Here is a 23,491-nt window from a genome sequence, read left to right on the forward strand (position 1 = left end):
ACCGCGTCCGGTTAACAGACAGGCCCTAGGAAACCGAAGGATCTATCGACAAGGGCCTCTTCTATGCGAGTCTTTCCGTCCGTCCTCGTCCTCGACGAGAAGTCCGACCTCCGCGCGTCGCTGCAGGGCCGAGCGGTCGACCTCACGACCTCGGCAGCAGACGCCGACGTCGTCGTCGTGGACCAGAGTGCGGGTCAGGCGGCCGGTCAGGCCGTCGAGCTCGACCGCGTCCTCGGCGCGCTGCCCGAGAGGGCGGGCGTCGTCGTCCTGGGGCTCGCGTCCGAATGGCCCGGCCTGTCGGTCCAGCCCGCCGGCCCGGCCCCCGAGGGCGAGGTGCGCGCCGCGAAGGAGGCCCGCCCCGCCGAGTTCGTGCCCGGCGCGCCGGACCTGCTCGCCCGCGTCGACGTGACCGGGCTCGCAGCCACGGGCGCCCTCGCGCTCACCCCCTCGACCGAGGTTGCGGCGACCCCGCTCCTGCGCGTCGGCCCGGCCCCGGTCGCCGCCGTGACCACGCTCGGCGGTCGCCGCGTCGTCGTGCTCTCGGTCCGCCCGGGCGAGGCTGACGCTGCCGCGGGCGCGTTCGCCGAGCTCCTCCTCAACGCGGTGTCGTATGCCGCTGAGCCCGCCGAGTCGCACAGCCTGGCCGAGCCGCACCCGCTCGTCGGCGAGCCGGCCTGGCAGCAGCTCAAGGCAGCCGTCGTCGAGCTCCGTCCCCTCCAGGCCGCCGACGGGTCGCTCCCCGACGCCGGGACGCACGAGCACGCCGCGCACCTCGTCGGCCGGATCTGCTCCGGCATCGAGGGCCTCGCGCCCCTCCTGCAGCACGACGCCGACTACCTCGAGGCGCTCGTCAAGGACTTCCACCGCTGGGCCGACGGCGGCTTCGAGGTCCCCGACTTCCTCGACTCCCTCCTCGCCTTCGCCCCGGCGCAGAACCGCGTCGACGGGCTGCCGCACCTCGTCGTCTTCCCGATGTACACCCAGAACGGCAACCCCGACCGCAACGTCGAGGCGGTGCTCCTCCAGGTCATCTGGCCCGACTTCGTCGCCGACCTCGAGGCGGGCGACTACTCCAACAAGCTCTTCCTGCCGATCCGGTTCCTCGACTTCACGCCGGGCTACGACACGAACTCGGCCGTCCTCTTCCCCGAGACCGTCGCCATGCGCGAGGTCCCGGCCTTCACGTGGGGCGGCATCTTCGCCGACCGCGAGGCGGCGCGGTTCCGCCGCGTCGTGACCGAGGCCGCCTCGGTGACGCGTCTCGTGCTCCCGCCGGACGCGCTGCACCTGGTCGCCGACCAGCAGCTCGCCGAGGAGACCTTCGTCATGTGGGACCTCATCCACGACCGCACCCACATGCACGGCGACCTCCCGTTCGACCCGTTCATGATCAAGCAGCGGATGCCCTACTTCCTCTACTCGCTCGAGGAGCTGCGCTGCGACCTCACGGCCTTCCGTGAGTCGGTCGCGCTCGAGGCACAGGGCCACCCGCACGCCCGCATGGTCCAGTACGCCATCCTCTTCGACCGGATCTTCCGCTTCTCGATCACCGGCTCGCGGGTGCGCAACTACGACGGCCTCGGTGGGCAGCTGCTCTTCGCGTGGCTGCACCAGAAGGGCGTCCTCCACTGGACGGACAACCGCCTCACGATCGAGTGGGAGAACGTCGCGGAGCCCGTCCTCGAGCTCGGCCGCGCGATCGAGGACCTCTACTGGCGCTCCATCGACCGGCCGAAGGTCGCCCACTGGCTCGCGGCCTACGAGCTCGTCTCCTCCGTCGTGACGCCGCACCCCGGCTCGGCGTGGGCCCGCTACCTCGCCGGCGACCGCACGGCCCTGCCGATCGACGGCCCGCCGAAGGGTCTCACGGACGCCGTGCTCGACGACGAGTTCCCGCTCTCCATGTTCTTCGAGGCGCTCTCCAAGAAGATGAAGCCTGTCATCGAGTCGACCGCCGGCATCACCGGCACGATGCGGACGGCATGATGAGCGTCGTCATCGTCACCGGCGCGACGGGCGCGACGGGGCGGGCGACCTGCGCCGCCCTCGTCGCGGCCGGCCACCGGGTCGCAGCAGTCGACCGCGACGCCGAGGGCCTGGCCGCCGTCGCGGCCGAGGTCGCCTCGGATGCGCTGACGACGCACACGTGCGACCTCACCGACCCGAGCGCGACCCGTGCCGCCGTCGACGAGGTGCGCACGGCCCACGGTCGCATCGACGGCCTCGTCCACCTCGTCGGCGGGTGGCGCGGCGGCAAGGCCTTCACCGACAACGTCGACGCAGACTGGGCGGTCCTGTCTGCGCTGCTCATCGACACGCTGCGCCACGTGACGCTCGCGGTCCACGACGACCTCGTCGCCTCTCCCGCGGGCCGGGCCGTCATCATCTCGGCCGCGTCGGTCGCCTCGCCCACCGCGGGCAACGCGAACTACGTCGCGGCCAAGGCCGCGGCCGAGGCCTGGATCGCGGCCCTCGCCGACTCCTTCCGCGCCGAGCAGTCGGGGCGGAAGAGGACCCCCGTCCACAGGCCGCCGCAGCCGTGACCGGCATCGTCAGCTGGATCGGCGAGGGCAGGACGGCGACCACCCCGGCGGCGCTCGCGGAGGGGATCCGCGAGATGATCGAGGGCGACGCGGCAGCGCTCAACGGCGCTCGGGTCGACCTGCGCCCGGCCGGGACTCGCTGAAGACCTGCTGAAGACGCCATTGCTGCCCGCTGACGACACCATCGACGACCACCCCCGGAGGGGACGAGTGAGCACCCTGCACGACCGCGGACGACGCGGCTTCGCCTCGGACAACTACGCCGGCCTGCACCCCGAGGTGCTCGAGGCGCTGGCGGACGCCAACGGCGGCCACGAGATCGCGTACGGCGAGGACCACTACACGGAGCGCCTCCAGGCCGTCGTCGCCGAGCACTTCGGGGCGGGGGCCACGGCGTGGCCGGTGTTCAACGGGACCGGTGCCAACGTCCTCGCCCTCCAGTCGCTCCTGCCGCGCTGGGGTGCCGTGGTGTGCGCGGAGACGGCCCACATCAATACCGACGAGAACGCCGCCCCCGAGCGGGTCGGCGGGCTCAAGCTGCTCACGGTGCAGACTCCCGACGGCAAGCTGACGCCCGAGCTCATCGACCAGCAGGCGTGGGGCTTCGGCGACGAGCACCGGGCGCAGCCGCTCGCGGTGTCGATCACCCAGACCACTGAGCTCGGCACCTGCTACACGCCCGACGAGGTCCGCGCGATCACCGACCACGCGCACTCCCTCGGGATGCGGGTCCACCTCGACGGCGCCCGGATCTCCAACGCCGCCGCCACGCTCGGCACGTCGCTCGCGGCGTTCACCTCCGAGGCGGGCGTCGACGTCGTCAGCCTCGGTGGCACGAAGAACGGCGCGCTCGCGGCCGAGGCCGTCGTCGTGGTCAACCCCGAGATCACCGCGGAGCAGCACGGGCTCGTCTTCCTCCGCAAGCTCAACATGCAGCTCGCGTCCAAGATGCGCTTCGTCTCGGCACAGCTCCTCGCGCTCTACGAGCACGACCTCTGGCTGCGCTCGGCGAGCCATGCCAACGCGATGGCCCAGCGCCTCGCGGCCGGTGTCGGCTCGGTCGACGGGGTGAAGATCACCCAGGCGGTCCAGTCCAACGCCGTGTTCGCCATCCTCGACCGCGACGTGGCCGAGGCCCTGCGCGAGCGGTTCCGCTTCTACGACTGGAACCCGGCCACGGGCGAGGTGCGCTGGATGTGCTCGTGGGACACGGCAGAGGCCGACGTCGACGCCTTCGTCGCGGAGCTGCGTCGCCTCATCGGCTGACCACCGGCCGTCCGTATGCCGCCCTCCCGCCCGACCGCGGGCCCGTGACCTCTCGAGGCCGTCGAGTGGTTCCGACCCGTCCCGCTCAGGCGGTCGGTGCGGCGGTGAAGCGGAGGTACGGCTTGACCTCCTCGACCGCCTCTGCGCCGAACCGGGCCCGCGCGTCCTCGGTCGACAGCGTCGGGGCGACGATGACCTGGTCGCCGTCCTTCCAGTCGGCGGGAGTGGAGAAGGGGCCGCGGTCGGTCAGCTGGAGCGCGTCGACCGCGCGGAGCACCTCGTCGAAGTTGCGCCCGACGCTCTTGGGGTAGGTCAGCGTGAGGCGGACCTTGTTGGCCGCGTCGATGACGAACACGGACCGGACGCCCGAGGTGTCGCCCTCGCCGGGGTGGATCATGTCGTAGAGCTCGGAGACCGTGCGCGCGTCGTCGGCGATGATCGGGTAGCCGACCGTGGCGCCGGCGACGTCCTCGATGTCAGACTTCCAGGCGTGGTGCTGCTCGATGGGGTCGACCGAGACGGCGAGGACCTTGACATCGCGGGCGGCCCACTCGTCCTCGAGCGCGGCGACGCGGCCCAGCTCGGTCGTGCAGACCGGCGTGAAGTCGGCGGGGTGGCTGAAGAGCACGGCCCAGCTGTCGGCCTTCCAGTCGTGGAAGGAGAGCTGCCCCTCGGTCGTCTCAGCCGTGAAGTCAGGGGCGATCTCGCCCAGACGCACCGTCATCGTCGTGTCCCTTTCGCGTGCGGGCCACGTGATGGACTGCGGGGGCCCGGTCTGCACTCCATTGTGGAAGCCGAGCAGTGCATGGTGTTATGGGTGTCCAAATACTGCGACGCGCGGGGGTGTCTCGCCCCTCCCCTCACGCGGTCCGAGAGGCGAGACCTGCATCCCGCACCCCGGACCGGCGCACGAGGCTCCGCCTGCGTATCTGGCTCGATCCCGGTGACTCTGCAGGGGGTGAGCCATACACTGTGCACCCGAGAAGGGGGCGTGGCATGGGCGAACCGAGTGGCCTCACCGAGCTCGTCGCCGCCGCGTCCGAGGGCGACGCCCTCGCCTGGAACGCCATCGTCGAGCGCTTCTCGTCGCTGCTCTGGGGCGTGGCACGGGCCCATCGACTCGGCCCCGACGATGCTGCCGACGTCGTCCAGAACACCTGGCTGCGGCTGCTCGACCACCTCGGCGGGATCAGGCAACCGGAGGCGCTCGCGGGATGGCTCGCGACGACCGCGCGCAACGAGAGCCTGTCGATGCTCCGCCGCAGGGGCCGCGACGTCGTCGTGCGTGACGACGACCTCGCCGTCAACCTGCCCGACATCGAGGCGGTCGCCCTCGACACCGCCCTGCTCGATGACGAGCGCGACGCCGAGCTGTGGTCGTGTTTCGCCAGGCTGCCCGAGCGGTGCCAGGAGCTCCTCCGGGTGCTCATGTCGTGCGACCGGCCGAGCTACGGCGCGGTCGCCGAGGCCCTCGACATGCCGGTCGGATCGATCGGTCCGACGCGGATGCGCTGCCTCAACCAGCTCCGGGACCTCGTGGCCGGCAGCGGCTACGCCTTCGAGGGAGGTCGACCATGACCCCGCGCGATGAGCTGAACGGCGACGACGCCCGTCTCCTCGAGCGGCTCGGCGCGATCGCGGAGGTCATCGACCCGGTGCCCGACCCCGTCGTCGAGCTCGGCAAGGCCGCGTTCGCGTTCCGCAACCCTGAGCTCGAGCTGCTCGAGCTCGTGTCGAGCCCTCCCGACCTGAGCGTGGTCCGCTCCTCGCCGGGGACGAGCCGTCTCTACTTCTTCGAGCACGGCGACATCTCGATCGACGTCGAGGTGACCGTCCGCGGCGGTCTCGGCGCCATGGTCGGCGTGGTGACCGATGCCCACGGCCCCGTGCTCTCCGGCCGCAGCGTCACGGTCGAGACGGCCGACTCCTCGACGACGGTCGACGTCGTCGAGGGGCGCTTCACCGTCGCCAACCTCGCCCTCGGCCTCGTGCGCATCCTGCTCGAGCACGACGGCCGTCCGGCGTTCTCGACGCGCTGGTTCGAGATCGGCTGACCCCGCCCTCGCGATGACGTGGGCGATGACGTGCGCGATGACGTATGCCGCTGGGTCGGCCGCCGCTGCTCCATCCGTTCCGCCTCGGCGGGCACGGCAGGCGTCGCGACCGTCCGGGCAAGGCGCGGTGCGCCTGCCGTCAGGCTCCCCAGGCCGTGAAGGAGGCTGCCGTCGCGGCGAGCAGGGGGTCGGGCCTCCCGGCCTGTCGGGCGGCCAGCCACCCCTCGGCGAGCGTCCCACCGGCTCCGGCCACGCCGTGGACCTCGGCCATGACCTCGAGGGTTGCCTGGTCGTTGACGGGGACGACGCTTGCGAGGACGCCGGAGGTGCCCATCCCGAGCAGGCTCGACACGAGACCGAGCGCCTCGTAGGGGCCGATCGAGGCCGCACCTCCCGAGTCGCAGGCAGAGAGCACCATCGAGCGGGGAGGTCGGCGCAGCTGCTGGAGGTCGTGCACGGTCAACGGGCCGTCGGCCAGCTGGAGGGCCGAGAAGAGCGGAGCATTGGCACGGAACTGACCGTGTGCGGCGACGTGCGCCAGGTCCGCGCCGTCGAGCAGGGCGAGCGCAGCGGCCACCGTCGCCTGTGAGGGTCCGAGCACCCGGGCACCACGGTGGATGCGCCGCAGCTCCGACACCTCGGCCTCGCGCGTCGTGAGGTTCGGGCCCGTCACGAGTGCGACGGAGCCGCGCTCCGCGTCTGGTCGCACCCGCCGGGCGCGGAGCCACTGGCTGATCGACGGGCTGACCGACAGCACGACGTCGTCGAACACGGGGAGCAGACCCCATGGCGCTGTGAGCAGGTCGGCCGGAGGCACGACCACGACGTGGGGGAGTCGGCCGGTCACCGAGGTTGACGGACCCTCATCGCCGTGCGGACGGCGCCCGCCGCGCGACCAGGTCGGTGGGGGCGCGACGCCGAGGAGAGCGTCCTGGAGGCGGCGACCGGCGCTCGACAGGTCGACCGGACGGCCGTGAGCCGCCCGGCGCAGGGTGAACCGGGCGAACTCCGCCTCCTGCTCGGCGGCCGCCAGGGGCCCCACCTCGCGGCGGGTCACCCGACCCCGGGCCACCGTGACCAGGTGGAGCCGGCCCCGGTCGTGGACGAGGGTGAGCACCGTGTCGGCCTCACCGAGAGCGTCGAGCAGGCTTCCGAGATCGAGCGCCCCCTCTCCCGGTCTGCGGTCGCCGCGAGAGCCCTCGGCCCGCAGGTGTCGGTGGACCCGCCGAACGGAGGCCTCGAGCCGGGTGCGCTCCCGGACCAGCGTCTGCGAGGCGGCGTCGGTGGCGTCGAGGGGCTCGAGTCGGCGGGTCACGTCCCGCAGGGCGGCAAGATCTCGGCGCAGCCCTGGCTCGCTCGGCCGGGTCGCGGACCCGTTGAGCGCGGCCGCGCGCCACCGCTCGGTCCACCAGAGCATCTGCCGGGACCGGCCTCCGCGGACCGCCTCCGCGATGGCCAGCCGCGCGAGCTCGATGCCGTGGCCGCTCGCGAGCGCCCGCAGCTCGATGTCACCGAGCGTGGACCGGTGCTCGTCGACCGCGTCGAGGCCCTGACGGCATGCGTGGAACAGCGCGCGCCGGTCGCCCCGGTGCTGGGCGAGCAGGGCCTGCGCGAACCAGGCTGCGGCCCGCGACAGCGGGGGTCCGGTCTGCCTCGTGGCGGATGCCGCGGCAAGGCTGCGCTGGGCGTCGTCGTCACGGCCGGCTCCGTGGGCGATCCGTCCGTGCAGCACGAGCGCGACGTTGAGCTCGGTGGCACGCCGCTCGCGCATCGACTCCACCAAGGCCGTGGCCTCGCGCAGCATCCTCGACGTGCGCCGGGAGGCCGAGCCGGACATCCGCGCGGTCGCGACGGGGGGCTCCACCATCCACGGCAGGAGGTCGGGGTGGTCGGCGAGGTACTGCGCGCGCAGCCGGAGCAGCCTGGCCCGGTCCGCCCAGCCGCCGCGGAGCTGGGCCGCGAACAGCCTGGCGGCCTCGTCGGCGCTCCGTTCGGCCGCCTCCGTGTCGCCCTGGGCGAGAGCGGCCCGGGCCAGGGTGAGAAGCAGCTCGGCCCTTCGGATCGGCGCCCGCTCGGTGCTCGCGAGCGTGTCCGTGCAGAGGTCACGCGCCTCGTCGATGAGCCCGGCGGTGAGCAGGACCTGGGTGCGCTCGATGATGAGGTCATGCCGCACGTTCCCCAGGGCGCCGTAGCGCTCGGCCGCCTCGTCGAGCAGGGTCAGGGCGGCAGGAAGGTCGCCGCGGAGGTGCGCCGCGAGGCCCTGGTTGTGGACGGCCTGGGCTGCCTCGAAATCCTGGCCCACGCTCGAGAGGAGCTCCGCGGCCTGGACGGCATCCCGCTCCGCGGCATCCGTCTCGCCCAGTGCGAGGTAGGCGTCGAAACGGTTGTTGAGGGCGCGGCCCTCCCAGAGGGTGTCCTGCGCGCGGTGGCATCCGTCGATGGCCTGCGTCAGGTCGTCGACCGCCTCGCGGTAGCGCGCCAGCATGGTCAAGGCGTTGCCGCGGCGCACGAGCAGCCTTGGGAGTCCACGCTGGGGCGTGAGGGTCAACGCTTCGTCGAGCCGCTTCAGCCCGTCGGAGGTCCGGCCGGCGTAGATCAAGGTCGTCCCCAGCGTGGCCAGCACGTCCCCCTGGCGCTCGGCGCTGACGCGGCGCGCGTGGCGCAGGGCCGTGAACCCGTGGGCGACGGCCGTGTCGGTCCGTCCTCGGTCGCGGTAGATGATGGCTGCCGCCTGGTGGGCGACGGACAGGGTCGTCGGGTCCGTCTCGCTCGAGATCAGGGACTCAGCTGATGCGAGCGCGGCCTCGGGCTGGGATATTGCCAGAGGAAGCAGTGAGTCGGCGAGGTCGGTGGGTGCCAGCGCATCCGCTGCACGGGTGGCACCGGACGCGCCGGCATCACGGCGCGCCGTATCAGGTACGCGGTTGCGTGCGTCTGGCTCCATGACTCCACCCATCCAAACCCGTTGGAGGCGATCATGCCCGAGGTCAACTCACCGCAGCGCCTGTCCGAACAGATCCGACAGATCAGGGCCGCCTTCGCCCGACAGGGCGTCTCGATCAACACCTTCCCCCCAGGCGCCCCCGCCGGCCAGGCGGAGTTCCTCTTCCGGCCCGACCGGGTCCTCGCACGCGCGGACCGCGCCGTCGATGTCACGCCCCAGCTGAACACCAGACTCGGCCCAGCCAACGTCAGCCGGCATGACCCGATCCCGGGCCTCAGCGCCTTCTCTGTCAGCAGCAGGAGCGCGGCCGAGATGCTGCAGCTCGTCGACGACGTCAACGCAGCCGTTCCGGACCCCCGAGGCCCCGTGGTCGCCATCGACCACGTCCTGCACATCACGTCGGCGAGCTGTTGCCCAGCGACCGAGCCCGAGCTGGTGGGCGGACACGACCTGACCACGCCGCCGGACCCGGTCCCGCCCGTCAACCCGGACGCCGCTGCCGGGGGCGGCGTGAAGGTGGCGGTCATCGACACGGGCCTGCTCTCGGGCGTGGTCCAGCTGCACTCCTGGCTCAGGAACGCCCCGAAGGTCGACGGAGAACCTGAGGATCCGGACCCGATCCTCAGCAGCCACTACCGGGGGCACGGCACCTTCGTCGCCGGCGTTCTGCGGGCCATGGCGCCCAAGGCGGAGGTCTACGTGCATGCGCTCATGAGCAGCGGGGGAGCGATCTGCGAGAGCGATCTGGTCCCGCGGCTCGTCGCCGCCCTCGACACCGGCCCGCACTTCATCAGCATGTCTGCAGGCACCCGGACGACCGCTGCCAACGTGCTGCTCGGGCTTCAGGTGTTCCGTGACGACCACCTCAGCCACACGAACACGATCCTCGTCTGCGCGGCGGGCAACGACGGCGACGGGGGGCCGTTCGCACCGGCGAGTCTCGGCTGGCCTGAGGCCGTCGCGGTGGGCGCTCTCGACGCCGACGGGTCCCTGGCCGTCTACAGCAACCGCGGACCCGTGGGGCCCGGCGACTGGGTCGACGTGTACGCCCGCGGGAGCGATGTCGTCAACGCCTACCCCAACGGGGCCTACACGTACACCGAGCCGCCGTCGGTGCCGCCGAAGGTCGTCCAGTTCGTCAACGGGATGGCCAAGTGGAGCGGGACCTCGTTCTCGACGCCCCTCGTGTCGGGCCTGTTCGCCGCCTGGCTCTCGGCCAACCCCGGCAAGCAGCCCAAGGACGCGTGGGCCGCGCTCAAGATCGTTGCCGACGCGAACGCGCCCCTGCACGCCGGGCGCCCCGCCCTGCCCTGACCGGGCGGCGGGCGATCCTCGCCGACACCACGCTGGGCCCGCTTCCGGGTGGAAGCGGGCCCAGCGGCATACGGCCTGTGGTGCTGAGACTCAGCGGGCCTCGGTGCCGGCGATGAACGCCTCGAGCTTGGCGCGGCCGAGGTCGTCGGGACGCTGCTCCGGCGGGGACTTCATGAGGTAGGACGAGGCGGAGAGCAGGGCGCCGCCGATGCCACGGTCCTTGGCGATCTTCGCCGCACGGATGGCGTCGATGATGATGCCGGCCGAGTTGGGGGAGTCCCAGACCTCGAGCTTGTACTCGAGGTTGAGCGGGACGTCGCCGAACGCGCGGCCCTCGAGGCGGACGTAGGCCCACTTGCGGTCGTCGAGCCACGCGACGTAGTCGGACGGGCCGATGTGGACGTTGCGGTCGTCCTTCTTGCCGGCGAGCGGGCCGGTGAGGTTGCTCGTGACGGCCTGCGTCTTGGAGACCTTCTTGGACTCGAGGCGCTCGCGCTCGAGCATGTTCTTGAAGTCCATGTTGCCGCCGACGTTGAGCTGGTACGTCCGGTCGAGCACGACGCCACGGTCCTCGAAGAGCTTGGCCATGACGCGGTGGGTGATCGTCGCGCCGACCTGGCTCTTGATGTCGTCACCGATGATCGGGACGCCGGCGGCCTCGAACTTCGCGGCCCACTCGGGGTCGGAGGCGATGAAGACGGGCAGGGCGTTGACGAAGGCGACGCCCGCGTCGATGGCGCACTGCGCGTAGAACTTGTCGGCCTGCTCCGAGCCCACCGGGAGGTAGGAGACGAGGACGTCGACCTTGCGGTCCTTGAGGACCTGGACGACGTCGACCGGCTCGGCGGCCGACTCCTCGATCGTCAAGCGGTAGTACTTGCCGAGGCCGTCGAGCGTGTGACCGCGCTGGACCTCGACACCCGTGGTCGGGACGTCGGCGATCTTGATCGTGTTGTTCTCGGAGGCGTTGATGGCCTCGGCGAGGTCCTTGCCGACCTTCTTGTCGTCGACGTCGAACGCGGCGACGAACTCGACGTCCTTGACGTGGTAGTCGCCGAACTGGACGTGCATCAGGCCGGGGACGGACGCGGTCGCGTCAGCGTCCTTGTAGTACTCGACACCCTGCACGAGCGAGCTCGCGCAGTTGCCGACGCCGACGATGGCGACGCGTACGGATCCCATGGATCACTCCTTGTTGTTGGGCTGGGTCTGGCTGGGTTGGGTCTGGCTGGTATGGGTCTGCTCGGGGGGCGCGACGGGCGTGTCGTATGCCGCCGGGCCGGGGTCGAGGGCCGCGCGCCGTTCGGCGCTGATGAGCTCCTCGAGCCAGCGGACCTCGCGCTCGGCGCGCTCCTCGCCGTGCTGCTGGAGGGCGAGGGTGTAACTGTCCATGCGCTCCCGGTTGCGGATCGAGGCCTCGCGCACGTTGGCGAGTCGCTCCTCGAGGCGGGACCGCCGGCCCTCGAGGATGCGGAGGCGGACCTGGGCCTCGGTCCGGGAGAAGAAGGCGAAGCGGACGTCGAAGTCGTCGTCGTCCCAGGCGTCGGGCCCGCTCGCCGCGACGAGGTCCTGGAAGTGCTCCTTGCCGTCCGCGGTCAGCTCGTAGGTGATCCGCGGTCGCTTCGCCGTGCCGAGCGAGGACGTCCCGGCGGGCTCGGACGTCTCGTGGATGAAGCCGGCCTCGACGAGGTTGCGCAGGGCCGGGTAGAGCGACCCGTAGGACAGGGCCCGGAAGATGCCGAGGGCCGTCGTCAGGCGCTTGCGCAGTTCGTAGCCGTGCAGGGCACCGTCGTGAAGGAGGCCGAGGATCGCGAACTCGAGCAGCGCAGCACGGCGGCTGGTCGGTCGCGATGAGGAAGGCACGCCTTCACCCTACACGCGGATATATCGGCGCGATACATCTCAACGACGTATCTTGATGCGTCGTGGGCTCAACGGCCGGATCGAGGCGCAGGAACGGCCCAGACCTGCCGAAACCGCGGTTCGATCCGGCCACTCGACCCCGACGAGGCAGGGGAGACAGCAGTCAGGGGGTGGGCGAAGTGTCGAGGACGTAGGTGGCGACGAACGCCGTGCCCAAGGGCGCCGCACCCTCGGACTGGAGGCCCACGCGTCCGGCCGCGCGTGCGGGCTGAGGCAGGGTCTGCCAGCCGCCGCTCGTCGCGCCGGACTTCTGGTCAAGACCCGTGACATACACCGTGCCGGGGTGCGAGGACGCGTCCGATCCCGTGACGCCGGCCGTCACCATGAAGGGCACCCGGGCGGGGGTTTCCAGACTCGGCATCGGGTTCCTGTCAGCGGGCGCAGCCTCCATGGCAAGGAAGCGGTACGGGTAGCCCTGGTGCTCGATGACCTTCGGCAGCGACGCGACCGTCGTGCCCGAGGCGTCCACGATGCGCGTCTGGGCACCAAGCTCGTACACGACGCCGGTCAGCTGCGCGCTGTCGACCGATGCCGGTCTCTGGGTCTCAGCGTCGACCAGCTGGACGCGCAGGCGCGCGCTCCGGCCCACGGCCAGTTCCGTCCAGCCCCGACCCGGCTCGCCCGGGACGGCGCCGCCGGCCGGCAGGTCACGCTCGGCCGGTCGTCGGCCAGAGCACTGGTTGGCGAGGAAGCCCTTCTTGCCCTCGAGGCCGACCGTGACGAGGTACTTCGCAGCCTCGGCGTTGGTCAGGCCCGGCAGGTAGCACTCGGCGCCCAGGGAAACGTGCGTCGTCGTGGGCTCCCAGAGCAGTGAGAACTGCCCCTGGCCCCGGTCGCCGATGAAGCCGACCGCGAGCCGGTCGTCGGCGACCTGCCTGCGGTAGCGCAGGCCGTCCTTGACGACGTCGCCCGGGGAGTCGGGGATGACCCGGTACGGCATGCCGTCGTCGCCGACCATGGGCGCCGGGCTCGACGGGGTGCCTGCCGGGGTGCGCACCACCGGGCGGTCGAGGGAGGATACGGCCCCGACCGCGAGGGCCGCGACCATGAGCGTCGCCACCGAACCGGCGACCGCGGCCCGGCGCTGCTTCGTGGCGCGCACCCGGGCGACGACCCCGGCGCGCAGGTCGCGAGCGGGTGCCAGGCCGTCGGCGCGCGTGGTCAGCTCGTCGCGCAGGTCGGAGAGGTTCATCGGACAGGCTCCTCGTCGGAGATCGGACGCAGGGTGGGGTCGAGGCGGAGCTTCGCGAGCGCCCGACTCGCCTGGCTCTTGACGGTGCCGACGGAGCAGCCCATCAGCTCGGCGGTCTCGGCCTCGGAGAAGTCCTCGTAGTAGCGCAGCACGACGACGGCACGCTGCCGCTTCGGGAGCCGGCCGAGCGCGCCCCACAGGGTGGTGCGGTCGTCGACCTGCGCGGCCTCCGCGTGGTCGCGGTGCCGCCCGTCGCGGCGCGACTCGGGCAGCTCCGCGGTCGGCTGCTCACCGTTCCACCTGCGCCGCCACCAGCTCGAGTACGTGTTGACCATGATCCGGCGGACGTAGGCCTCCGGCTGCCCCTCGATCCGGCCCCACGCGAACCACGCCTTGGCCAGGGCCGTCTGAACGAGGTCCTCGGCGAGGGCGCGGTCGTGCGTCAGCAGGTAGGCGGTGCGCAGCAGGCTCGTCGAACGGGCAGCGACGAACACCTCAAAGCCGATGCGCTCCACGACACGATCCCCTGTCCTCGGCAGCCCGGGTGCAAGGGGTGCCTCGCTGCCGGCGTCCATTGTCGTCATCACGCGTACAAGGACCACAGTGACCTCGCGGAAGGTTGCACGGGAGGTGCGGACCCGAACCCGGCCGAGCGGCATACGGGCGGCTTCCGCGGCTGTGTCGTGGCGCACCTGCGTATGCCGCTGGGCGCGGTCCCGCGTCTGTGTACCCCCTGTGCGTGGCGGGCCTCGTTTCGGTGTATGGGGGGCGCCCGGTCCATACTGTTGGTCGGCTCGGGAGCACTCTCGGCCCGATCGGCGAACGGAAGTGATGGAGTGACTCAGAGCAGGCACGAGATCCGTGCTGCCCAGCTGGCTGCGAGCAAGCGTGGCGGTGCCCCCAGCCGTGACGGCAACGGCGGAGCGGCCGGCACCGGCCGCCCGAGCGGCGGCCGTGACTACCCGGGCCGCGCCGCGATGCTCGGCTCCGGCTCCGGCTCCGGCTCCGGCAACGGCGTCCGCGGCACCGGCGGAGGCGGCTCCGGCGGAAGCGGCGGCGACGGCGGGGGGGGACGCGACTGGAAGCGCTGGGCCCTCGGCACGCTCAAGTGGGGCTCGATCGTCGGGGCCGTGCTCGTCGTCATGGGCATCATCGGCGTCTTCATCGCCTACAACCGCATGCAGATCCCACAGCCCAACCAGATCGCCAACCTGCAGGTCTCGATCGTCTACTACTCCGACGGCAAGACCGAGCTCGACCGCATCGCCCAGGCCGACGGCAACCGGGAGTCGGTCAAGCTCGACCAGGTCCCGAAGTTCGTCCAGGACGCGCACATCGCCGCTGAGGACCGCACCTTCTACGCCAACAACGGCATCTCGCTCGGCGGCATCCTGCGCGCCATCAAGACGAGCGTCACGGGTGAGGCGCAGGTCGGTGGCTCCACCATCACGCAGCAGTACGTCAAGAACTACTTCCTGAGCCAGGACCGCACGATCTCCCGCAAGGCCAAGGAGATCCTCATCGCGATGAAGATCGACGGTGAGCTGAGCAAGTCGCAGATCCTCGAGAACTACCTCAACACGATCTACTACGGCCGCGGCGCCTACGGCGTCCAGAGCGCCTCGAAGGCGTACTTCAACAAGGACGTCTCCAAGCTCACCGTCCCGGAGGCGGCCGTGCTCGCCTCGGTCATCAACGCGCCGAGCCTCTACGACCCGGCCAACGGACCGCGCGCGGAGGCCAACCTCGTCAAGCGCGTCAGCTACGTCCTCGACGGCATGGTCGAGGAGGGCTGGCTGAGCGCCGCCGAGCGGGCCAAGTACACCGAGCTGCCGAAGATCCAGCCGTACAAGGGCAACAGGTTCTCCTCGGGTGCGACCGGCTTCATCACCGCCGCGGTCAAGCGCGAGCTGCTCGCCAACGGCATCACCGACGAGGACCTCGACAAGGGCGGCCTGCGCATCGTCACGACGATCGACAAGAAGGCCCAGGCCAACGCCGTCAAGGCGATGAAGGACAACCTGCCCGACAAGGTCCAGGGCGGCCTCGTCGCGATCCGGCCCGGCGACGGCGCCGTCGTCGCGATGTACGGCGGCGACGACTACGCCAAGAGGCAGCTCAACAACTCCACCCAGGCGATCCTCCAGGGCGGCTCCAACTTCAAGCCGTTCGCCGTCCTCGCCGCCGTCCGCGACGGCATCTCGACGAAGACGCAGTTCGACGGCAACTCGCCCCAGGAGTTCAAGGGTTACCCGCACCCGGTCAACAACTTCGGCGGGCGCTCCTACGGCATGGTCGACATGCGCCGGATGATCGGCCGGTCCATCAACACGGCCTTCGTCGCGCTCAACGAGAAGATGGGGCCGCCGCTGACCCGGCAGGCCGCCATCGACGCCGGCATCCCCGAGAAGACGCTCGGTCTCGAGAACGACCTCGGCAACGTCCTCGGAACGGCCTCGCCGCACGTCATCGACATGGCCTCCGCCTACTCGACGATCGCCGCACAGGGGGTCCGCTCCAAGCCGTACTTCGTCACGAAGGTCACCTCGACGACAAACCCCGACTTCGTCTACGAGGCCAAGCCGCAGACACGACGCGCCTTCGACAAGGACATCACCGCCGACGTCACCGACGCGATGACGTACACGGTCAAGCCCGGCGGCACGGCGACGAAGATCGGCCGCGAGATGCCCGACCGCCCGGTCGCCGCCAAGACCGGTACGTCCGAGGAGAGCAAGTCGATCTGGTTCTCCGGCTTCGTCCCGCAGCTCGCCGTCTCCGTGGGCCTCTACAAGCCCGACGCCAACGGCAACCCGACGACGCTGACCAACGGCGAGAGCTCCGACCCGCTGACCGGTGCGACGGTCCCTGCCGACATCTGGCTCGACTTCATGAAGCCGACGATGGAGGGCGTCGAGGTCCTTCCGTTCCCGGCGCGGGTCGGGGTGGGCGACGACAAGATCGTGACGCCGACGACGACGACGACCACGGCCCCGACGACCACGACGACGGCGCCGCCGACGACCACGACGCAGGCGCCGCCGACGACGCAGGTCAAGCCGACGAAGACGAAGGACCCGGGCCCACCGACTCCCACCGACACGGGGACGGTCACGCTGTTCCCGACACCGACGTTGACGACGACCACCACCAAACCGGGCAAGGGTTGATGTCCGACCCCGTCGTCACCGCGGCCTCCGAGGTCATCGGAGGACCACGGGGACGGTATGCCGCGGCGCGTGAGCTCCCCTGGGTGCTCACCGCCGCGGTCCTGTCCGCCCTCGCGGCGATCCCGACGGCGTTCGGGATCGCGCTGCGGATCCCGTGCCTGCGCACGAGCTTCACGGGACAGGGGCAGTTCTGGAACGCCTGCTACTCCGACCTGCCGAGCGCCTACCGTGACTCCAACGTCAAGGCCGGGCTCGCGGCATACCTCCAGGGCGGCGCCGGGGCGCCGGTCACGGGCCAGCCGCCACTCACGGCCCTCGCCCTGACGGCGGTCGCGAGCCTCGCCCCGGGGGACGGTTCCCTCCGGACGCGGACGACGTGGTACTTCGCCCTGTGGGCCGTCGCGCTCACGATCCTCGTGCTCGTCATCATCTGGCTCGTCGCCTCGAGCGCCCGCCACCCGTTCGCGGCGGCCCACGTGGCGCTGTCGCCCGTGGTCGCCCTCGTCGGGTTCGTCTCGGCGGACCTGCTCGGCGTCGCGCTCGCGAGCGCGGGACTCTGGGCGTGGTCGAGGCGGCACCCGACCCTCGCCGGGGTCTACCTCGGGCTCGCGATCGGGGCGCGGAGCTATCCCGTGCTCATCCTCGTCGCGATCGGGCTGCTCTGCCTGCGCACCGGTCGGCGCCGGGACTTCGCACGCACGGCAACGGTCGCCCTCGGAGTCTTCGCCGGGCTCTTCGGCCTCCTCTGGCTGCTCAACCCGGACGCCGCCACGTCGGCCTACTCGGGCTGGCTCTCGGCGGGCGCTGGCTACGGGTCGCCGTGGCTGCTGCCCCAGCTCGCCGGCCACGCGCTGCCCGTCGGTGCGGTCACCATCCTCACGGTCCTCGGCTGGGTCGTCGCCCTGGTCGCCGGCGCGGTCCTCGCTCTGACGTCGGCCCGGAGGCCGACGATCGCCGAGGTCTCGCTGCTCATGGTCGCGATCGTGCTCGTCACGGGGAAGTCCTTCACCGTGCAGAGCTCGCTCTGGCTCGTGCCCCTCATCGCCTGGTGCGCCCTCCAGTGGCGTGACCACCTCATCTGGGCCGGTGCCGAGGCGCTCAACTTCGTCGCCGTCTGGCTGACGATCGCGGCGACGACAGTGCCCGACCGCGGTATGCCCGCGCCCTGGTACGCCTTCTTTTCGATGCTGCGTGTGATCGCCGTGCTGTGGCTCGCCGCCGTCGTGTGGATGCGCGCCCGGGACCGGTGGGGGCGGAGCGGGCCCGACCCCGACGACCTCGCCGGGGTCATGACCGACGCACCCGACCGTCTTCTCGTCCGCATCACCTGAGGGCTGACAGGCGTCTCGCCGGTGCCGCGGGGTCGCGCGGTCGCCTCGATTTCGGGGTATGCCGCCGGGCCGGGTAGTCTTGCCGGGTTCACCGTGTGCCCGAGTCCTGTGGATCATGACCGCCCGAATGTCGGTCCGATCTGCGAGGCTGCACCTAGCTGGCACGCGGTGGGACGAATGCAACCCTCCTGTCACGGGAGAGACTCGTGACCGCCAAGACCAAAGGAGGTGGGTTAGAAGCATGCGTCAGTACGAACTCATGGTCATCCTCGACCCGGAGACCGAAGAGCGCACCGTTGCGACCACGATGGACAAGTTCCTCACGGTGGTGAAGAGCGATGGTGGCACCGTCGACAACGTCGACATCTGGGGCCGTCGCCGTCTCGCCTACGACATCAAGAAGAAGTCCGAGGGCATCTACGTCGTCGTCAACATGACTGCTGAGCCGGCCACGGCCCAGGAGCTCGACCGCCAGCTGAACCTCAGCGAGTCGGTCATGCGCACCAAGCTGCTGCGCCCCGGCGCCTGATCCCACCGTCAGCGATCTGACCGTTCCTCCCCGGAGGGCGGCACAGGTCATCGACCGATCACCGACGCGATCCAAGGAAGAGATCCATGGCAGGCGACACCGTCATCACGATCATCGGCAACCTGACCGCCGACCCCGAGCTGCGTTTCACGCCGTCCGGTGCCGCGGTCGCGAACTTCACCGTGGCGTCCACGCCGCGGCAGTTCGACCGCCAGAGCAATGAGTGGAAGGACGGCGAGACGCTGTTCATGCGCTGCTCGGTGTGGCGTGACGCGGCGGAGAACGTCGCCGAGTCGCTCCAGCGTGGCACCCGCGTGATCGTGTCCGGCCGCCTCAAGTCTCGGTCCTACGAGACGAAGGAAGGCGAGAAGCGCACCGTCGTCGAGATGGACGTGGACGAGATCGGTCCCTCCCTGCGCAGCGCCACCGCCAAGGTCAACAAGACCCAGCGCGGCGGCGGTGGCGGTGGCTTCGGCGGCCAGCAGGGTGGCGGTTGGAACAACGGCCCGAGCGCCGAGGACCCGTGGGCGACCGGTGGCAGCACCGGCGGCCAGCAGGGCGGCGCCCCGCAGGGTGGCGGCTGGGGTGCTCCCCAGGGCCAGCCCGCGGGTCAGGGTGGTCCACAGTCCGGCGGCCAGGGTGGCTGGGGCCAGGCCCCCAGCTACGACGAGCCCCCGTTCTGATCGGACGGTCCCCGTCGGCCGGGTGTGACCCGGCCACGGACCCACGCAGCGTTCGTCGCCCAGCCAGCTGGGCGGCATACAGACAAAGAAGTAGAACCCCATCCCGGGGCGAGAAACCCCGGGCTCTCACCAGAAGGAGAGCACCACGATGGCCAAGCCCGTTGTGCGCAAGCCCAAGAAGAAGGCCAACCCGCTGAAGGCGGCGAAGGTCGAGAACATCGACTACAAGGACACCGCGCTCCTGCGCAAGTTCATCTCCGACCGCGGCAAGATCCGCGCTCGCCGCGTGACCGGTGTGTCCGTCCAGGAGCAGCGCCTCATCGCCACGGCCGTGAAGAACGCCCGTGAGATGGCTCTGCTGCCCTACTCGAGCTCCGCTCGCTGAGCCTCGGGACCAAGGAGAACACCATGAAGCTCATCCTCACCCACGAGGTCTCCGGCCTCGGTGCCGCCGGTGACGTCGTCGAGGTAAAGGACGGCTACGGCCGTAACTTCCTCATGCCGCGCGGCCTCGCGACGCCGTGGACCAAGGGCGGCCAGAAGCAGGTCGACGCCCTCGTCAAGGGCCGCGAGGTCCGCGAGATCAAGGACCTCGACACCGCCAAGGGCATGAAGGGCCAGCTCGAGGCCAAGTCGGTCCAGGTCCCGGCCAAGGCCGGCCAGTCGGGTCGCCTCTTCGGCGCCGTGAGCAACGCGGACATCGCCGCGGCCGTCAAGGCTGCCGGTGGTCCCGAGCTCGACAAGCGCAAGATCGAGGTCAAGACGCACATCAAGACGCTCGGCTCCTACGAGGCGACCGTCCGTCTGCACCCCGAGGTTGCCGCGACGCTCAAGTTCGAGGTCGTCCCCGCCTGACCCAGGCGTGACGCTCGAGGAGGGGCCGGTTCCGCTGCTGCGGGGCCGGCCCCTTCTGCATCCCGCCGGCCCCGTCTCGGCTCAGGCCTCCCCGGGCCGGACCAGGCCGGTCTCGTATGCGGTGACCACGGCCTGGACCCGGTCGCGCAGGCCGAGCTTGAGCAGCACGCTCGACACGTGGGTCTTGACCGTCGCCTCGCCGAGGTAGAGCTCGGCGGCCACCTCCGCGTTGGACAGGCCACGCGCGACGAGGGTGAGGACGTCCCGCTCCCGTGGCGTCAGGGCGTCGAGGGCCGCCGAGCGGGCGGTCCGGCCGGGCGGCGCGGCCGCGAAGGACGAGATGACGCGAAGGGTCACCGCCGGGTCGAGCAGGCCGCCCCCGGCTGCCACGGTGCGCACGGCCTCGATGAGCTGCTCCGCAGGCGAGACCTTGAGCAGGAACCCACTGACGCCCGCGCGGAGCGCCCTCTCGATGTACTCGTCCTCGCCGAAGGTCGTGAGGATGACCACGCGGCTCGCGGGGCACGTCGCGAGGACCTGCCGGGCCCCCTCGATGCCGTCGACGTCGGGCATCCGGACGTCCATGAGGACGACGTCGGGCCGGAGGGTGCGCGCGAGCTGCGCGCCGGCACCACCGTCCGCGGCCTCGCCGACCACCTCGATGTCCGTCTCGGCGCTGAGGACCATCCGCAGGCCGACCCGGACCATGGCCTCGTCGTCGACGAGGAGCACCCTGATCGTCATGACCACCTCCGGTCGAGGGGGAACCGCGCGGCGACCTCGAAGCCGCCGTGGGCTCCCGGCCCTGCCGCGAGCGACCCGCCGAACATCTCGGTGCGCTCACGCAGCCCGACGAGCCCGTGCCCACCGACTGGTCGGCCACTGCGGTTCGCACGTGGGCCGTCCGACCCGGCGCCCTCGCTCGGCCGCGCGCCTCGTCCGTCGTCCGTGACGAGAACGCTCAGCTCGTCGTCGCCCCGCGTGACCCGGACGATCGCCGTCGCCGCGGGGGCGTGCCGGAGCACGTTCGTCAGCGCCTCCTGGACGACCCGGTATGCCGCGACGTCCAAGCCGCGCGGCAGGCCGGCGAGCTCGCCCTCGACGACCAGGGAGACGTTGAGCCCGGCAGCTCGCACGTCGGAGACGAGCTGCTCGGCCCGGGCGAGCGAGGCCGGGCCGACCGACGAGTCCTCCGACTCGTCGCGCAGGATCCCGACGGCGGCCCGCAGCTCCTCGACGGACTGCCGGCCGAGGCGCTCGAGCCCGAGCATGACGTCACGTTCGACCGGTCGGTCCCAGAGCACGTCGGCGAGCTGGCGTCGCAGCCCGCCGATCTGGAGGGTCATGACACTCACCGAGTGGGCGACGGAGTCGTGGACCTCGCGGGCGATCCGGGCTCGTTCCTCGACGACCGCCGCGTGGGCCGTCGCCTCGCGTTGTGCGTCGATCTCGGCGGCCATGGCGGTGAGCTGGCGGCTGCGCTCCTGCTCGCGGCGGACGAGCGTGCCCGTCCACCAGGCGGGGACGAAGATCGCCGGGAAGAACACGGTGTCCCACGAGATCCCGTGCTTGACCGCGTCGGCAGCGATGAACAGGCCGATGACGATGACGAGTGCCGCACGAGAGCGTCGGGGCTGTGCGGCATATCCGGCCCAGGCGACGGCGACGAGGACCGCGATGAGGCCGGTGCCGCCCGGCCCCGGGGCCCCGAGAACCGTGCTCAGCGGATAGAAGGCCGCCACGACGACGGCGCCCGCGGCCGGCCACGTGGTGGCCACGAGGAACCCGATCGAGATCCAGGCCGCCACGACGGCAAGGCTTCCGAACATCGGACGGAACCCGGGGTCGGACCACGCCTCCACGAGCCCGAGCAGTCCAAGGACGAGGGCGGCGGCATACGGCAGGAGGCGCGCGCCGCGGAGGCGGGCTAGGTGCGCCCGGCCGGCGGCTCCGGCTGACGTGGACATGACGTGAAGCCTAGGGCGGGGAGCGAACGCGGCGGATCCGCCGTGAGAGGGAGGACGTCCCTCCTCGGGTCCGCCGGACGACGGAGGCGAGATCGGTACGTCTCGGGGGATCTCCACTGAGGTGCGCCGGCCGGAGAGTTCCGGTGTCGCCACAACGGCGCCCCCGGTCCTGACCGGGGTACGACGAAGGGAATCACCATGACCTCCAACTCCAGCTCCAGCTCCAGCTCCAGCTCGACGTCCGGTGTCCGCGCCGAGCGTGCCGCCGAACGTGCCGCCGAGCGCCCCGCCGACCGCAGCCGTCGGGTCGCACGGGCCCTTCCCGCCGCGGCTGCCGCGGCCCTCATCGCAGGCCCGGTGCTCTGGTCCCTCGGGATGTACACCTCGCCGCCGGCAGACAGCATGGCCGACGCCGACTACATCGCCTCGCTGGCCCGGGACACGACGATGACGCAGGTGTCGGCGCTCCTGCTGCACTACGGCAACCTCGCCATCGCCTTCGGTGTCCTCGCGGCGCCGGCACTCGTCCGAGGGGTCCGCGGCGCGTGGCTCGCGGTCGTCGGAGCAGTGCTGACGGCGATCGGCTTCGCCAACGTCTCGGGAATGGTCCTCAGCGACTGGTGGAACGCCTCGGCCGGGCGAGCCCTGACCTCAGAGCAGGCCGTCGAGCTCTTCCGGGGGTTCAAGGAGGCCTCCTTGGTCTGGCTCTGGGACGGCACCGAGCCGTTCAGCCTGATCGGTCCGATCCTGCTCCTCGTCGGTCTCGCCCGGGCCGGCGTCCTCGGTTGGTGGACCATCGGCCTGTTCGTGGCGGGCGTCGCCGGGCTCATGGTGTTCGGTGCGGGTGCGCCGGTGCTCGTCGCCGCCATGGTGCTCGTCGGCTTCTCGCCGTTCGCGCTGATGGGGGTCCGCATCCTCCAGCGCATGCGCCTCGCGGACTGACCCGTCGTGTCCCTCCCGCGGTGTGCATCCGGGGTGGCGCTGGGCGAGGAACGATCGAGTGGAGAAGGGGCTGGTTCCGCAGACGCGGAGCCGGCCCCTTCCGCCCGACCGCCCGGGGAGCCCCTGTGAGCGGTCACGGCCGCCCGGCGCCATCGAGCAGACTCGTTCGGCTGGGCCGGCTGGGCCGGCTGGGCCGGCTGGGCCGGCTGGGCCGACTCGACTGACACTCACCCGGGGCGGACGACGACACGCTCCTCGACGAGCTTCATCGGGCACGGACCGTCCGGGGTCTCGCACACCTGGATCGAGCCCCAGAACGTCGACGACCCGAGGGGAGTGCTCCCGCCCTCGACAGGGACGTCGGTCGCCCACGCGTGGGACGCTCCGTCACAGCGCAGCGACGTGACCTCGACGCGTTCCGTCGAGGACCCACCTCGGAACTGCACCTCGAAGCCCAGGGTGCCGATCCGGTCGCCCGCGCCCTCGCAGGTGTACGAGCCGCCGACCCGGAGGGTGTCGCCGTCGAGGACGGCCGTGCGCTCGACGCTGATGGTGCCGACCGGGTATCCCGGGTCGCCGCCCGCCTGGGCCGGAGCCACGGTCAGCAGCGAGAGCGCGAGTGCGGCGCCTGCGCCGGATCCGAGGATGCGTGTCGTGTTCATGGCCTGTTCCCCCTGCCTCGTCGGGCTCGCCTGTCGAGCCACACCGACAAGACCGTCCGGCCGGCGGAAAGGTTGTCAGGAGGCCGACCTCAGGTGCCGAGGGCGAGGGCGGGGCC

The 23,491-nt window shown here is 71.4% G+C and carries 23 protein-coding genes; 14 read left to right on the forward strand and 9 right to left on the reverse strand.

Annotated features, from left to right (window positions below):
• The first annotated feature begins 639 nt into the window (after positions 1-639).
• The 4 genes from N865_RS08040 to N865_RS08050 all read left to right on the forward strand — a co-directional run bounded on the left by N865_RS08040 (position 640) and on the right by N865_RS08050 (position 3,809).
• Complete coding sequence (locus N865_RS08040) at positions 640-1,986, forward strand: DUF6421 family protein (RefSeq protein WP_034804071.1); 1,347 nt, start codon at positions 640-642, stop codon at positions 1,984-1,986.
• The gene (locus tag N865_RS08045) at positions 1,983-2,543 is read left to right on the forward strand and encodes an SDR family oxidoreductase (protein ID WP_051510340.1); all 561 of its coding nucleotides are present in this window, start codon (positions 1,983-1,985) and stop codon (positions 2,541-2,543) included. Before N865_RS08040 ends, N865_RS08045 begins: the two co-directional genes overlap by 4 nt.
• On the forward strand, positions 2,540-2,686 hold the full coding sequence (locus N865_RS22680) for a hypothetical protein (protein WP_157557614.1): 147 nt from the start codon (positions 2,540-2,542) through the stop codon (positions 2,684-2,686). Before N865_RS08045 ends, N865_RS22680 begins: the two co-directional genes overlap by 4 nt.
• A 67-nt stretch (positions 2,687-2,753) precedes the next feature.
• Positions 2,754-3,809, forward strand: coding sequence for a threonine aldolase family protein (locus N865_RS08050; protein ID WP_034803934.1), 1,056 nt, complete (start codon positions 2,754-2,756; stop codon positions 3,807-3,809).
• An 85-nt stretch (positions 3,810-3,894) separates the two neighbouring features.
• On the opposite strand, the gene N865_RS08055 is transcribed toward N865_RS08050, so the two are convergent.
• Positions 3,895-4,533, reverse strand: coding sequence for a peroxiredoxin (locus tag N865_RS08055; protein WP_034803937.1), 639 nt, complete (start codon positions 4,531-4,533; stop codon positions 3,895-3,897).
• A gap of 272 nt (positions 4,534-4,805) precedes the next feature.
• On the opposite strand from N865_RS08055, the gene N865_RS08060 reads away from it, so the two are divergent.
• Positions 4,806-5,387 carry an RNA polymerase sigma factor gene (locus tag N865_RS08060; RefSeq protein WP_034803940.1) on the forward strand — a complete coding sequence of 194 codons (582 nt, stop codon included), beginning with the start codon at positions 4,806-4,808 and terminating at the stop codon, positions 5,385-5,387.
• Positions 5,384-5,863 (forward strand): carboxypeptidase-like regulatory domain-containing protein, encoded by a 480-nt coding sequence (locus N865_RS08065; protein ID WP_034803943.1) that lies wholly within the window; start codon positions 5,384-5,386, stop codon positions 5,861-5,863. Before N865_RS08060 ends, N865_RS08065 begins: the two co-directional genes overlap by 4 nt.
• Before the next feature lie 139 nt (positions 5,864-6,002).
• On the opposite strand, the gene N865_RS08070 is transcribed toward N865_RS08065, so the two are convergent.
• The gene (locus N865_RS08070; protein ID WP_084328060.1) at positions 6,003-8,807 is read right to left on the reverse strand and encodes a CHAT domain-containing protein; all 2,805 of its coding nucleotides are present in this window, start codon (positions 8,805-8,807) and stop codon (positions 6,003-6,005) included.
• Positions 8,808-8,840: 33 nt separating this feature from the next.
• Here N865_RS08070 and N865_RS08075 point away from each other — a divergent pair, with 33 nt between their 5' ends.
• A complete protein-coding gene (locus N865_RS08075) occupies positions 8,841-10,121 on the forward strand; it encodes a S8 family peptidase (protein ID WP_157557615.1) in 1,281 nt (426 codons plus the stop codon).
• 90 nt (positions 10,122-10,211) lie between these two features.
• Here the strand turns inward: N865_RS08075 and N865_RS08080 are convergent, their stop codons facing one another.
• From N865_RS08080 to N865_RS08095, 4 genes are all read right to left on the reverse strand, one after another.
• Complete coding sequence (locus N865_RS08080; RefSeq protein ID WP_034803947.1) at positions 10,212-11,303, reverse strand: inositol-3-phosphate synthase; 1,092 nt, start codon at positions 11,301-11,303, stop codon at positions 10,212-10,214.
• A gap of 3 nt (positions 11,304-11,306) precedes the next feature.
• On the reverse strand, positions 11,307-11,984 hold the full coding sequence (locus N865_RS08085; protein WP_034803949.1) for a PadR family transcriptional regulator: 678 nt from the start codon (positions 11,982-11,984) through the stop codon (positions 11,307-11,309).
• A 163-nt stretch (positions 11,985-12,147) separates the two neighbouring features.
• Positions 12,148-13,236 (reverse strand): hypothetical protein, encoded by a 1,089-nt coding sequence (locus N865_RS08090; RefSeq protein ID WP_034803951.1) that lies wholly within the window; start codon positions 13,234-13,236, stop codon positions 12,148-12,150.
• Entirely contained in the window at positions 13,233-13,751 is a 519-nt protein-coding gene (locus N865_RS08095; protein ID WP_034803954.1) for a SigE family RNA polymerase sigma factor, read from the reverse strand. Before N865_RS08095 ends, N865_RS08090 begins: the two co-directional genes overlap by 4 nt.
• A 321-nt stretch (positions 13,752-14,072) precedes the next feature.
• On the opposite strand from N865_RS08095, the gene N865_RS08100 reads away from it, so the two are divergent.
• The 6 genes from N865_RS08100 (at position 14,073) to rplI (ending at position 19,804) form a co-directional block, all read left to right on the forward strand.
• Positions 14,073-16,406: a transglycosylase domain-containing protein gene (locus tag N865_RS08100; RefSeq protein WP_034803956.1), complete on the forward strand. Its 2,334-nt coding sequence runs from the start codon at positions 14,073-14,075 to the stop codon at positions 16,404-16,406.
• Positions 16,406-17,737 (forward strand): glycosyltransferase 87 family protein, encoded by a 1,332-nt coding sequence (locus N865_RS08105; RefSeq protein ID WP_034803958.1) that lies wholly within the window; start codon positions 16,406-16,408, stop codon positions 17,735-17,737. Before N865_RS08100 ends, N865_RS08105 begins: the two co-directional genes overlap by 1 nt.
• Before the next feature lie 241 nt (positions 17,738-17,978).
• Positions 17,979-18,266, forward strand: coding sequence for a 30S ribosomal protein S6 (rpsF, locus tag N865_RS08110; RefSeq protein WP_034803961.1), 288 nt, complete (start codon positions 17,979-17,981; stop codon positions 18,264-18,266).
• 86 nt (positions 18,267-18,352) lie between these two features.
• Positions 18,353-18,949, forward strand: coding sequence for a single-stranded DNA-binding protein (locus tag N865_RS08115; protein ID WP_034803964.1), 597 nt, complete (start codon positions 18,353-18,355; stop codon positions 18,947-18,949).
• Positions 18,950-19,097: 148 nt separating this feature from the next.
• Positions 19,098-19,334: a 30S ribosomal protein S18 gene (rpsR, locus tag N865_RS08120; protein ID WP_013494395.1), complete on the forward strand. Its 237-nt coding sequence runs from the start codon at positions 19,098-19,100 to the stop codon at positions 19,332-19,334.
• Between the two features lie 23 nt (positions 19,335-19,357).
• Positions 19,358-19,804: a 50S ribosomal protein L9 gene (gene rplI / locus N865_RS08125; RefSeq protein ID WP_034803967.1), complete on the forward strand. Its 447-nt coding sequence runs from the start codon at positions 19,358-19,360 to the stop codon at positions 19,802-19,804.
• Between the two features lie 81 nt (positions 19,805-19,885).
• Here rplI and N865_RS08130 read toward each other — a convergent pair whose 3' ends face one another.
• Both N865_RS08130 and N865_RS08135 read right to left on the reverse strand, forming a co-directional pair.
• On the reverse strand, positions 19,886-20,548 hold the full coding sequence (locus tag N865_RS08130; RefSeq protein ID WP_034804076.1) for a response regulator: 663 nt from the start codon (positions 20,546-20,548) through the stop codon (positions 19,886-19,888).
• Positions 20,545-21,771, reverse strand: coding sequence for a sensor histidine kinase (locus N865_RS08135; RefSeq protein WP_051510342.1), 1,227 nt, complete (start codon positions 21,769-21,771; stop codon positions 20,545-20,547). Before N865_RS08135 ends, N865_RS08130 begins: the two co-directional genes overlap by 4 nt.
• Positions 21,772-21,969: 198 nt before the next feature.
• On the opposite strand from N865_RS08135, the gene N865_RS08140 reads away from it, so the two are divergent.
• On the forward strand, positions 21,970-22,713 hold the full coding sequence (locus tag N865_RS08140; RefSeq protein ID WP_034803968.1) for a hypothetical protein: 744 nt from the start codon (positions 21,970-21,972) through the stop codon (positions 22,711-22,713).
• 227 nt (positions 22,714-22,940) lie between these two features.
• On the opposite strand, the gene N865_RS08145 is transcribed toward N865_RS08140, so the two are convergent.
• Complete coding sequence (locus N865_RS08145; RefSeq protein ID WP_034803969.1) at positions 22,941-23,375, reverse strand: hypothetical protein; 435 nt, start codon at positions 23,373-23,375, stop codon at positions 22,941-22,943.
• Positions 23,376-23,491 lie beyond the last annotated feature (116 nt).

It is taken from the genome of Intrasporangium oryzae NRRL B-24470, assembly GCF_000576595.1.
In the GTDB taxonomy this organism is placed as follows: Bacteria; Actinomycetota; Actinomycetes; order Actinomycetales; family Dermatophilaceae; genus Intrasporangium_C; species Intrasporangium_C oryzae.